Origin of the sequence: Mycobacterium sp. 1423905.2 (genome assembly GCF_001673155.1) — a bacterium.
Classification (GTDB): domain Bacteria; phylum Actinomycetota; class Actinomycetes; order Mycobacteriales; family Mycobacteriaceae; genus Mycobacterium.
The window spans coordinates 38840-49666 of the sequence record NZ_LZLE01000353.1 but is presented as its reverse complement, the minus strand read 5'-3'; the positions used below and the strand labels follow the sequence as shown (position 1 = coordinate 49666).

12 protein-coding genes and 2 pseudogenes are annotated in these 10827 nt (G+C 67.5%); 10 read left to right on the top strand and 4 right to left on the bottom strand.

Features of this window, described 5'->3' with window-relative positions; genetic code table 11:
* A pseudogene (locus A9W95_RS28140) lies at positions 1–211 on the top strand (hypothetical protein); the annotation flags it as partial.
* On the opposite strand, the pseudogene A9W95_RS24460 reads toward A9W95_RS28140, so the two are convergent.
* A pseudogene (locus A9W95_RS24460) lies at positions 206–937 on the bottom strand (adenylate/guanylate cyclase domain-containing protein); the annotation flags it as partial. The pseudogenes A9W95_RS28140 and A9W95_RS24460 overlap by 6 nt on opposite strands.
* Positions 938–1139: 202 nt before the next feature.
* Between A9W95_RS24460 and A9W95_RS27040 the strand changes: the two are divergent.
* The 5 genes from A9W95_RS27040 (at position 1140) to A9W95_RS24445 (ending at position 4715) form a co-directional block, all read left to right on the top strand.
* Positions 1140–1310, top strand: coding sequence for a hypothetical protein (locus tag A9W95_RS27040; protein WP_186246643.1), 171 nt, complete (start codon positions 1140–1142; stop codon positions 1308–1310).
* 11 nt (positions 1311–1321) lie between these two features.
* Positions 1322–2440, top strand: a complete 1119-nt coding sequence (locus tag A9W95_RS24455; RefSeq protein WP_067418761.1) for an epoxide hydrolase family protein — start codon at positions 1322–1324, stop codon at positions 2438–2440.
* Between the two features lie 52 nt (positions 2441–2492).
* A complete protein-coding gene (locus A9W95_RS24450) occupies positions 2493–3425 on the top strand; it encodes a cation diffusion facilitator family transporter (protein WP_067418760.1) in 933 nt (310 codons plus the stop codon).
* Between the two features lie 167 nt (positions 3426–3592).
* A complete protein-coding gene (locus A9W95_RS27035) occupies positions 3593–3748 on the top strand; it encodes a hypothetical protein (protein ID WP_156746390.1) in 156 nt (51 codons plus the stop codon).
* Positions 3749–3791: 43 nt separating this feature from the next.
* Positions 3792–4715 carry a cobalamin biosynthesis protein gene (locus A9W95_RS24445; RefSeq protein ID WP_067418758.1) on the top strand — a complete coding sequence of 308 codons (924 nt, stop codon included), beginning with the start codon at positions 3792–3794 and terminating at the stop codon, positions 4713–4715.
* On the opposite strand, the gene A9W95_RS24440 is transcribed toward A9W95_RS24445, so the two are convergent.
* The 3 genes from A9W95_RS24440 to A9W95_RS24430 are packed head-to-tail and all read right to left on the bottom strand — an operon-like array spanning position 4697 to position 6646.
* Positions 4697–5524 (bottom strand): SURF1 family protein, encoded by an 828-nt coding sequence (locus A9W95_RS24440; protein ID WP_067418756.1) that lies wholly within the window; start codon positions 5522–5524, stop codon positions 4697–4699. The two genes, A9W95_RS24445 and A9W95_RS24440, sit on opposite strands and share 19 nt — an antisense overlap.
* Positions 5524–6021, bottom strand: coding sequence for a low molecular weight protein-tyrosine-phosphatase (locus A9W95_RS24435; protein WP_082983309.1), 498 nt, complete (start codon positions 6019–6021; stop codon positions 5524–5526). Before A9W95_RS24435 ends, A9W95_RS24440 begins: the two co-directional genes overlap by 1 nt.
* On the bottom strand, positions 6014–6646 hold the full coding sequence (locus tag A9W95_RS24430; protein ID WP_067418772.1) for an HAD-IA family hydrolase: 633 nt from the start codon (positions 6644–6646) through the stop codon (positions 6014–6016). Before A9W95_RS24430 ends, A9W95_RS24435 begins: the two co-directional genes overlap by 8 nt.
* Positions 6647–6789: 143 nt before the next feature.
* On the opposite strand from A9W95_RS24430, the gene cobC reads away from it, so the two are divergent.
* The 4 genes from cobC to A9W95_RS24410 are packed head-to-tail and all read left to right on the top strand — an operon-like array spanning position 6790 to position 10821.
* On the top strand, positions 6790–7824 hold the full coding sequence (cobC, locus tag A9W95_RS24425; protein ID WP_067418755.1) for an Rv2231c family pyridoxal phosphate-dependent protein CobC: 1035 nt from the start codon (positions 6790–6792) through the stop codon (positions 7822–7824).
* Positions 7821–8972: a YqfO family protein gene (locus A9W95_RS24420; protein WP_067418754.1), complete on the top strand. Its 1152-nt coding sequence runs from the start codon at positions 7821–7823 to the stop codon at positions 8970–8972. The genes cobC and A9W95_RS24420 overlap by 4 nt, the downstream gene beginning before the upstream one ends.
* Positions 8969–9706 carry a zinc ribbon domain-containing protein gene (locus A9W95_RS24415; protein ID WP_067418753.1) on the top strand — a complete coding sequence of 246 codons (738 nt, stop codon included), beginning with the start codon at positions 8969–8971 and terminating at the stop codon, positions 9704–9706. The genes A9W95_RS24420 and A9W95_RS24415 overlap by 4 nt, the downstream gene beginning before the upstream one ends.
* Complete coding sequence (locus A9W95_RS24410; protein ID WP_067418752.1) at positions 9703–10821, top strand: bifunctional RNase H/acid phosphatase; 1119 nt, start codon at positions 9703–9705, stop codon at positions 10819–10821. The genes A9W95_RS24415 and A9W95_RS24410 overlap by 4 nt, the downstream gene beginning before the upstream one ends.
* Positions 10822–10827 lie beyond the last annotated feature (6 nt).

The following is a 10827-nucleotide window of genomic DNA, read 5'->3' as shown; positions in this document are numbered from 1 at the left end:
CATTGCAGAGGCGCTGACCGACAATCGGCTCGTCACATTGACCGGTGCCGGCGGTGCGGGTAAGACCCGGTTGGCCGTCCAGGTCGCGGCCAACCGAGCCACCGATTTCGCCGATGGCGTGTGGTACGTCGACTTGGCACCCATAACCGACCCCGACGTGGTACCCGTGACGGCCTCCCGCGCGCTAGGCCTCCTCGACCAACCCGGCCAACCGGGTCTTACCCGCACCGCCGGCACCGGTCAATGTGACGAGCCGATTGTCGGTCAGCGCCTCTGCAATGCTCGCCATTTCTGCTTGACGCCCCACGAAGCTGGTCAATTGCGTCGGAAGCCGCTCGATCGCAAGGTGACTCGGTGTGCGCAGCGGCGGGAATTCGTTGTGCAGGTCAGGATGGCAGAGTTGAACGACTCGTTCGGGACGAGGCAGGTCACGCAGCGGGTGGGTGCCCAGGTCGGTGAGCGAGACGTCTGGGGGGAGTTGGTCGAGGACAAGCGGTTCCGTGGCGCCGGACAGCACCGTTTGGCCGCCGTGCGCCAGGTCGCGCAGCCGTGCGGCCCGGTTGATGGTCGGGCCGATGTAGTTGCCTTCGTCGCGCAATCGCACGTCGCCGGTGTGGATGCCGATGCGCAGCTTGATCGGCGCCAACGCTGCCCGCTGCAAGGTGAGCGCACAGGTCACGGCATCGGCCGCGCTGGCAAACGCGATGACGAAACTGTCGCCCTCGCCCTGCTCGACGGGTCGCACGCCGTGGTGGGCGGCGACCGCGCTGGACAGCGCCTGGTCGAGGCGACTGACCGCCGAGGTCATCTCCTCGGGCTGACCCTCCCACAACCGGGTCGAACCTTCGACGTCAGCCAGTAACAAGGTGACCGTTCCAGTCGGAAGCTCACTCATGTCCAGGCCGCTCCAGCTACTTTCGCTCATGTTAGCCAGCATGTCGGCCCAGGCACCGCCGAAACATCAGCGAAAGCGCTAATAATTGTCGCCGTTTCGGGCGAGCCGATCGCATAGTCGCTGATGCGTCGATGCTTCCGCGGAGACTGTGCGCTTATTACCAACGCGCGGCGATCGTGGTCGCCGAACCTCGGTCGACGCCATCAGGTTTCCTTGCAGGTGCCGGTATGGCAAGGTCGTGGACGTGGGCGAGGCCTTCCAAAGCGAGAGTGCGGCGCGACCGCCGGTGCGGTCGGCGTCGTCGGACCAACAACCGGCGACTAAGGCGGATCTGTACGCCGCGGTGGACGCGATGCGCGCCGACATGCGTGAACTGCTCGAGCAGATCAGCACGCTGATTCGCGAGTCGAAGTAAAGACGAACGGGATGAGGCCGTTTCGCATCGAGGTACCCGACGACGTGCTCGACGACCTCCACGCGAGATTGGCGCGCACCCGCTGGCCCGAGGCCGAATGTGTCGCCGACTGGAGCCAAGGCATCCCGCTGGCCTACGCCCGCGAACTCGCCCAATACTGGGCCAACGACTACGACTGGCGCGCCCGCGAGGCGGCGCTGAATCGTTTCGACCACTTCGTCACCGAGATCGACGACCTGGATATCCATTTCGTCCATCAGCGCTCCCCGCACGAGGACGCCTTCCCGCTGGTGATCACGCACGGCTGGCCGGGTTCGGTGGTGGAGTTCCACAAGGTGATCGAGCCGCTGACCAATCCGCCGTCCGGACGCGCCGAGGATGCCTTCCACGTGGTGTGTCCGTCGCTGCCCGGATACGGATTCTCCGGCAAGCCCAGCCGCACCGGCTGGGGCGTGCCGAAGATCGCCGAAGCGTGGGAGACGCTCATGTTGCGCCTCGGGTATGACCGTTACGGCGCCCAGGGCGGGGACTGGGGCGCGGCCGTCACCACCCAGATCGGTCGCAACGGCGGGCACTGCGCGGCAATTCACCTCAACATGCCGATCGGCCGGCCTACCCCCGAATCGCTGAAGAACCCCGCCGAGGAAGAGCAACGGGCGATGGTGGCGTTGGACCACCACCGCAAGTGGGGCACCGGATATTCCAAGCAGCAGTCCACCCGTCCGCAGACCCTCGGCTATGGCTTGGTCGACTCACCCGTCGGGCAACTCGCCTGGATCGTCGAGAAGTTCTGGGCGTGGTCCGACTGCGATGGCCATCCCGAAAACGCCTTCAGCAGAGACGAATTGCTCGACAACGTGATGTTGTACTGGGTGACCGGCACCGCCGCGTCCTCGGCCCGGTTGTATTGGGAGAGCTTCAAGGTTTGGGGACAGTTCGACCGCGTCGAATTGCCCACGGGCGTCGGGGCCTTCCCGAAAGAACTGCTACGCGCCCCGCGATCCTGGTGCGAGCCGGTGTACAACATCACGCACTGGACGACGATGCCGCGCGGCGGGCATTTCGCCGCTTTCGAACAGCCCGAGCTGTTCGTCGAGGACCTGCGGGCGTTTTTCGCGACGGTGCGCTGAGCCTTTCGGATCGCGGTATTCGCCGGCGCTCCGGACGTGGCACGCTAACGCCATGCATGTCCTCAGCGGGTCTCGCGACCCGGGCACCAGTTTTCACCTGACCAGCTCCATCGACGACGACGACGAGCGGCGCCGGGCCAATCGTGCGGTCGGAGTCAGCGCTGCGGGTTTGGCGCTGACGGGTCTGATCGAACTCGCCGTCGCGTTGATCTCTGGTTCTGCCGCCTTGCTCGGTGATGCGCTGCACAATCTTTCAGACGTGACGACCAGCGCGGTTGTGTTCGGTGGCTTCCGCGGCTCGCGTGCGGTGGCCACTCAGCGCTTCTCCTATGGCTTGGAACGCGCTGAAGACCTCGCCGGCATCGGCGTCGCGTTGGTGATCTGGGCCAGCGCCCTGTTCGCGGGAATGGAAAGTGTCGGAAAATTGGTGCGGCACAGCCCAACCCATCAAGTCGGTTGGGGCATCGGTGCGGCGCTGGTCGGTATTGTCGGCAACCAACTGATTGCCCGTTACAAGCTGACGGTGGGCCGCCGCATCCAGTCGTCGACGTTGGTCGCAGACGCCAAGCATTCGTGGCTGGACGGCTTGTCCTCGGCGGGCGCGCTATTGGGACTGTGCGGAGTTGCCGTCGGCTGGCAATGGGCCGACGGACTGGCGGGCGTCGCGGTGACGGGTTTCATCTGCCACGTCGGATGGGAGGTTACGTGCGACATCGGTCAGCGGTTGCTGGACGGGGTGGACCCGGACGTCGTCGACACCGCCGAAGCGGTCGCCGCTGGGACCGAGGGCGTGCTGCACGCACATGCCCGAGCGCGCTGGACCGGGCGCACCTTGCGGGTGGAAGTGGAAGGTTGGGTCGATTCCTCCACCACGGTCGCCGCGGCCGACCGCATAGGTCAGCAGGTTGCCGATCGGCTGTCGGCACGGCTACCGCAGATGCGCAGCTTCACCTGGGCCGCGCGCGGCGTTTCGTCGGAAGATTGATAACCGAGCTGCCGGCTCATTAATCACACTGGCCACATCCGCCTCCGGCAGGCACGGTGCACTTTTTGCCCACCTCAGAGCGACAATTCGTCTTGTCGCTTCTGAAGTGGGCACGAGAGCGACACTTCCAACGGTTAGCCGGCCGGTAAACGGGCACAAGGGTAGCCATGAGTGGACCGGCAAGCCCGCATTCGTCCGACGGGTCTAGCGCTGCGCAGCCGGTACGCGCGCCGCGCAAGATGGCGCTGTTCCCGGCGCTGTGGTGGGTGCTGGCGGTGGCGATGACGATCGCCGTCACGGTGGCGACCGTTTGGTTGGTGTGAGCGCGCGACAAACTCCGCACACCTAATGTGAGACGCTGCCGGGGTGTTGGCGTCGACGGGGCAAGCTCGGGTCGCCGGCGTGTTGGTTGGCTGGCTGGCGGACCTCGCCTTCGCCGACCCGCGACGCGGTCATCCGGTGGCTGTGTTCGGTCGGGGCGCCGAGCAATTGGAACGAGTCAGCTATCGCGACAGCAAGGTCGCCGGTGCCGTGCACACCGGTGTGCTGGTGGGTGGGGTCTGCCTTCTCGGGGCGGCCATCGGATCCGGCGTCGGGACGACCGCGGCCGCCACCTGGGCCGCCCTGGGCGGAACCTCGTTGGCGCGCACCGGCTTGCGCATGGCCGACCGGCTGGACGGTGACGACATCGATGAGGCGCGACGGTTGTTGCCGTCGTTGTGCGGGCGCGACCCCGCGCGGCTGGACGCAGCCGGCCTGACGCGGGCCGCGCTGGAGTCGGTCGCCGAGAACACCTCCGACGCGCAGGTCGCGCCGCTGCTGTGGGCGGCAACCGGCGGGGTACCCGGGGTGTTGGGATACCGGGCGATCAACACGCTGGATGCGATGATCGGTCACCGCTCGCCGCGGTATCTGCGGTTCGGTTGGGCCGCAGCACGATTGGACGACGTCGCCAATTACCTCGGAGCCCGGGTGACGGCCATGCTGGTGGTGGTGTGCGCGCCCGTCGTGGGCGGATCATCCGCGGACGCCATACGGGCCTGGCGTCGGGACGCGGCGCGTCATCCCAGCCCCAACGCCGGCGTGGTCGAGGCGGCGTTCGCCGGGGCGCTCGGGGTGCGCCTCGGCGGGCCCACCCACTACCACCACGAGCTACAAATCCGGCCCACGCTCGGCGATGGGCGGCAGCCCGCCGTCGCTGACCTGCGCCGCGCGGTTGCGTTGTCCCGGGCGGTCCAAGCCGGAGCGGTTCTCTGCGCGGCGATGATTGCCTACCTGCGGCGGCCGTAACGGTCGGCCAGTTTCTCCTCCACGGTCATCGGCTGGTCTACCGGCTCGGCCTGCGCCTTCTCCCGGCGCCGCGCTTTGATCTCGGAGTAGGCGAAATAGCCCAGTCCGATCGGCGCCAGAATGCCGAACGAGATCCACTGGATGCCATAGGAGAGGAACGGCCCGGCATCCAGATGCGGGACACCGAGCACACCCAGCCCGCCGGGCTGATCGTCGACCAACTGCAAGTACATGCCCGCCAGCGGAACCGACGTCAACGCCGAAACCTGCTCGGTGCTGATCGAATAGACCTGCAGGAAGCCGTCTCTGGTGAACGGGTCCTTGCCCGGTACGGTCGGCTCAGGGTCACGCAGCCGCGCGGTGATGGTCGCCGGTTGCTCCGGCGCCCGCGGAATCGGCGGCACGTGCGACCCCGGCTGGGGCCGCACATAGCCGCGGTCGACCAGGACGGTCGGTCCGCCGTCGACCACGAACGGCGCCAGCACCTCGAACGCCTGCTCTCCCTCGACGACTCGCAGCCGGGCCAGCACCTGAACGTCCGGCAGATAATGCCCGGTAGCCGTCACACCCCGCCACTGCGCCGCGGGAGCGGTCGAATCCTGATGCGGCAGAATCGAAGTCAGCGGTACCGGCGCGGTCTTGAGGGACTGCTCGATCTGGTGGTTTTCGCGCGACGTCTTGGTGTTCTTGCCTAACTGCCAGGGCGCCAGCACCATGAAGCACAGATAGGTGAACGCCACGACGACCAGCGCCAGCGCCAGCCAGCCCGGGCGCAGCAGAAATGTCAGCCCCCGCGTCGAACGTCGCATCAACCCGACCCGTTCCCCGCCAGTTGCTGGTCAACCCAGTCGTGCAGGCCGGGCAGGGCGGCCTCGATGACGGCGAACACCTGCTCGAAATCTTCGTGGTCCCCGTAATACGGGTCGTCGACGTCAAGGACATAGCTCCCGGAGCGCGGGTCGAAGGAACGCAGCATCCTGATCCGTTCCTCGTCGACGCCCATCTCGCGCAATAGCCGGGCGTGGTTGCGGCTCAGCGCAATCACCAAGTCGGCCGCGAGGTGGTCGTCGTCGACTTGAGCCGCACAGTGCTCGGTGGGGTAGCCGTGTGCGCGCAGCACCCGGTTGGCGCGTTCGTCGGCGCACTGACCGACATGCCAGTTCCCGGTGCCCGCGCTGGTCACCCGCACCGCGCCCGCCAGGCCGCGCTGCTCGATCTGGTGGGCGAACATCTTCTCTGCCATCGGCGAGCGGCAGATGTTGCCGGTACAGACGAACGTGATGTGCAGGGGTTTGCGTTCAGACACCCAACGCCCTCCGTAACTCCTCGACCGTTTCCACGTGCGTGACGCCGGTCAGGTCACTGGGGTCGGCGAAGTCGGCGCGACCGTAGCCCCAGCCGACCACCACGGTGTCGATGCCGTGGGCGGCGGCTCCTTCTACGTCGTGGCTGCGGTCACCGACCATGAGCACACACTCGGGCAGGGGCGCGAGCTGTTGGAGCGCGTGAGCCAACACATCGACCTTGCTTTTGCGCGAGCCGTCCGGCGCGGCGCCGGCCACCACCTCGAAGTGCTGATCCAAATCGAAGTGCGCGAGGATGCGCCGCGCGGTGGTCTCCAGCTTGGAGGTCGCCACCGCCAGCCGGATACCGGCGGCGCGCAAGTCGGCCAGCAGCGACGCGACCCCGTCGAACACGGTGTTGACGGCCCATCCTCGCGCCGCATACTCGGCGCGGAACGCCGCGATCGCGTCCTCGGCGCGCTCCCCGAGTCCCATCGACCGGAACGTGTCGTCCATCGGCGGGCCGACAATGTGTGCGACCAGGTCACCGTCGGGAACCCGGGCGCCGATCTGGTCGAGCGCGTGCCGGAAGCTGGCCACGATTCCTGCCGCGGAATCGGTCAGAGTGCCGTCGAGATCGAAGATCACCAGCTGGGGGATCCGGCAGCCGTCGTCGCCGCCCGGCACAGTGGGGCGCTCAGCTTGCGGTGCGGTCGGACCTGTCACGCCTTCCATTGTCGTTGATAGCTCCCGATGCCCTGCCGTCGTGGCGGCGCACTAGTGTTTTCCTGATGGCCGGTCTGGATCGAAGCGCGTCGATTCGCCCGGCGGCAGCGCGGTATCACGGTGATCAAGACGTCGCGCCCGGCATGTTGGACTTCGCGGTCAACGTACGGCACGCCCAGCCCCCGTCGTGGCTGGTGCAGCGGCTGGCCTCACGGTTGCCCGACCTGGGTCGTTACCCCAGCAGCGACGACATTGCCGCCGCGCATGACGCGGTCGCCGCACGCCACGGCCGAGATCGCGACGAGGTGGTGGCGTTGGCCGGCGCGGCGGAGGGCTTCGCGCTGCTGAGCAACCTGCGTCCGGCCCGCGCGGCGCTCATCGCGCCGTCGTTCACCGAACCGGCGGTAGCGCTCGGCCTGGCCGGCATCCCGGTGGACCACGTCGTCCTCGACCCACCGTTCCGCCTCGATCAGGCCCGGGTGCCCGACGACGCCGATCTGGTCGTGGTGGGCAACCCGACCAACCCGACCTCGGTGTTGCACTCCCGCGAGCAGTTGCTCGCGTTGCGTCGCCCGGGGCGGATCGTGGTGGTCGACGAAGCGTTTGCCGACGCCGTGCCGGGAGAGCCGGAGTCGTTGGCCAGAGATTCGCTGCCCGACGTAGTGGTGCTGCGCAGCCTGACGAAAACGTGGTCGCTGGCCGGGTTACGGGTCGGATACGCGCTCGGCTCACCAGCCGTGCTGGCTCGACTGACCAGTCAACGCGCGCACTGGCCGGTGGGAACACTGCAATTGACCGCAATCGCGGCCTGCTGCGCACCCGACGCCGTCGCCGCGGCCGCGACCGACGCCGAACGACTCACGGCGGTGCGCGCCGAGATGGTGGCCGGACTGTCAGCCGTCGGCGCCACCGTGGTCGACGGCCGGGCCCCGTTCGTGTTGTTCCGCATTCCCGACGGGGAGCTGGTGCGAAAGACGTTGCACCACCGGGGAATCGCGGTGCGTCGCTGCGACACGTTCGAGGGCTTGGACGAACAGTATTTGCGGGCCGCGGTGCGAGCGGAGTGGCCGCAGCTGGTGGAGGGGATCGCAGCAGCGTGAGTGTGCGACTGGCCGACGTGATCGACGTGCTGGACGAGGCGTATCCGCCGCGGCTGGCCGAGTCCTGGGACTCGGTCGGGCTGGTCTGTGGCGACCCCACCGAAGTGCTGGATTCGGTAACCATCGCGATCGACGCAACACCGGAAGTCGTCGACCAGGTTCCCGACGGTGGCCTGCTGCTGGCCCATCATCCGCTGTTGCTGCGAGGAGTCGACACGGTCGCGGCCGACACGGCCAAAGGCGCGTTGCTGCACCGCCTGATCCGAACCGGTCGTTCGCTGTTCACCGCGCACACCAACGCCGATTCCGCGGCCCCCGGCGTCTCCGACGCGCTCGCCGTCGCCCTGGGCTTGACCGTGGAAGCGGTACTGGACCCCTCGCCGAGTGCGGCGAATATGGACAAGTGGGTCATCTATGTGCCGGCGGAGAACGCAGAGGCGGTGCGCGCGGCCGTGTTCGAGGCGGGTGCCGGGCACATCGGTGACTATTCGCACTGCAGCTGGAGCGTGACCGGCACCGGACAATTCCTGCCGCACGAAGGAGCCGCGCCGGCGATCGGCAGCGTCGGCAACGTGGAGCGGGTGGCCGAGGACCGCATCGAAGTCATCGCACCGGCGCGGGCGCGGGCCGCCGTGTTGGCGGCGATGCGCGCTGCACACCCGTACGAGGAGCCGGCCTTCGACATCTTCGCGCTCGTGCCGCCGCCCGCCGATACCGGGTTGGGTCGCGTCGGCCGGCTGCCTGAGCCGGAACCGTTGCGCGCCTTCGTCGCTCGGGTGGGCGCCGCCCTGCCCGAGACGTCCTGGGGGGTGCGGGCAGCGGGTGATCCAGACCTGCGAGTGTCGCGGGTAGCGGTCTGCGGCGGCGCGGGCGATTCGCTGCTGGGCGCGGTGGCCGCAGCCGATGTGCAGGCTTACGTGACCTCGGACCTGCGACACCACCCGGCCGACGAACACCGACGGGCCTCGCCGGTGGCCCTGGTCGACGTCGCGCATTGGGCCAGTGAGTTCCCGTGGTGTGACCAAGCGGCCGACCTGCTGCGATCGCGTTTCGAGGGTGCCCTGCCGGTGCAGGTCTGCGGCATCCGCACCGACCCGTGGAACGTGGCTCGCCATTCCGGAATGACTGACAGCGGAGAACAACGATGAAAGCCGATGTCGCACAACAGCGTTCGCTTCTAGAAGTGGCGAAGCTGGATGCGGAGCTGTCCCGACTCGCACACCGGTCTTCTCACCTTCCGCAGCGCGCCGACTTCGAACGCGTTCAGGCCGAACACAACTCGGCCAGCGATCGTCTGGCCGCGGTACGGATCGCCGTCGAAGACTTGGACGGGCAAATATCCCGCTTGGAGGCTGAGATCGACTCGGTGCGTAAACGTGAGGACCGGGACCGGGCCCTGCTGGCGTCCGGAGCCACTGACGCCAAGCAGCTTTCGGATCTGCAGCACGAGCTCGAAACACTGCAGCGCCGGCAGGCCACCTTGGAGGATTCCTTACTGGAGATCATGGAGCGCCGGGAGGAGCTGCAAGCGCAGCAGAGCGCCGAAGTCACCATAATCGAGGGCCTGCACAGCGAACTCGCCGATGCTCAGCGGACTTTGGATGCCGCGGTGGTGGAAATCGAGGAGGCCAGAACTCAACAGTCGGCGCGGCGCAACGAGCTGGCCGCTTCGCTGAATGCTGATTTGTCGGCGCTTTACGAACGGCTACGCGCCGGCGGCGGTGTCGGTGCCGGACCGCTGCTCGGGCATCGCTGCGGTGCCTGTCGCTTGGAGATCGGGCGAGGGGAGCTGGCCCGCATCACGTCGGCCGCAGAGGACGAGGTGGTGCGCTGCCCCGAGTGTGGAGCAATACTGTTGCGGGTCAGAGGATTTGACCAGTGAGAGTGGTCGTCGAAGCCGACGGCGGATCGCGAGGTAACCCGGGTCCGGCCGGTTACGGCGCGGTGGTGTGGACCGAGAATCACCAGACGGTGCTGGCGGAAGCCAAGCAGGCGATCGGCCGGACGACGAACAACGTCGCCGAATACCGCGGCCTGATCGCGGGTTTGGAGGAAGCCGAGCGGGTCGGGGCCAGCGAGGTGCGGGTGCTGATGGACTCCAAGCTGGTGGTGGAGCAGATGTCGGGGCGGTGGAGGGTCAAACACCCGGACCTGATCGCGCTGCACGCCGAAGCCCGCGAATTGGCCTCGAGGTTCGCCCGCATCAATTATGCGTGGGTGCCGCGGGCGGAGAACTCTTATGCCGACCGGCTGGCCAACGAGGCGATGGACGCCGCGGGGCAAATCACGGTTGACGTGCCGAAGACGGACGGGCCGATCACCGTCATCGACAAGACCGTAGAACTGGAGTCGCCGAAGGCGCCGGGCTGGACCGGTGCGCGCGGTACGCCGACCCGCTTACTTCTGTTGCGCCACGGGCAGACCGAACTGTCGGTGCAACGGCGTTACTCGGGACGTGGCAATCCGGCTTTGACCGATGTCGGCAGGCAACAAGCGGATTCGGCCGCGCGCTACCTGGCCGAGCGCGGCGGGATCGCCGCGGTGGTGTCCTCTCCGCTGCGACGTGCCTACGACACCGCCAGCCTGGCGGCAAGAGCGTTGGGCCTCGAGGTGACGGTCGACGACGACCTGATCGAGACGGACTTCGGCGCCTGGGAAGGGTTGACGTTCACCGAAGCCGCCGAACGAGATCCGCAACTGCACCGGCGTTGGCTGCGTGACACCAGCACGACACCGCCGGGCGGCGAGAGCTTTGAAAGCGTGCTTGATCGGGTGCGCCGAGGGTTGGACCGCATCGTCGATGCCTACGACGGTCAGACGGTGCTGGTGGTTTCCCACGTCACGCCGATCAAGATGCTGCTGCGCATGGCCTTGGATGTCGGCCCCGAGGTGCTGTACCGGTTGCATCTGGACCTGGCGTCGTTGAGCATCGCCGAGTTCTATCCCGACGGGGCGTCGTCGGTGCGGCTGGTGAATCAGACCGCTTACCTGGGGTGACGGTGA

Bases quoted from the DNA above. Each gene is read 5' to 3' on its own strand.
- A9W95_RS24455 (WP_067418761.1), top strand. From the start codon at position 1,322: ATGAGGCCGTTTCGCATCGAGGTACCCGACGACGTGCTCGACGACCTC.
- A9W95_RS24450 (WP_067418760.1), top strand. From the start codon at position 2,493: ATGCATGTCCTCAGCGGGTCTCGCGACCCGGGCACCAGTTTTCACCTG.
- A9W95_RS27035 (WP_156746390.1), top strand. From the start codon at position 3,593: ATGAGTGGACCGGCAAGCCCGCATTCGTCCGACGGGTCTAGCGCTGCG.
- A9W95_RS24440 (WP_067418756.1), bottom strand. From the start codon at position 5,524: ATGCGACGTTCGACGCGGGGGCTGACATTTCTGCTGCGCCCGGGCTGG.
- cobC (WP_067418755.1), top strand. From the start codon at position 6,790: ATGGCCGGTCTGGATCGAAGCGCGTCGATTCGCCCGGCGGCAGCGCGG.
- A9W95_RS24415 (WP_067418753.1), top strand. From the start codon at position 8,969: ATGAAAGCCGATGTCGCACAACAGCGTTCGCTTCTAGAAGTGGCGAAG.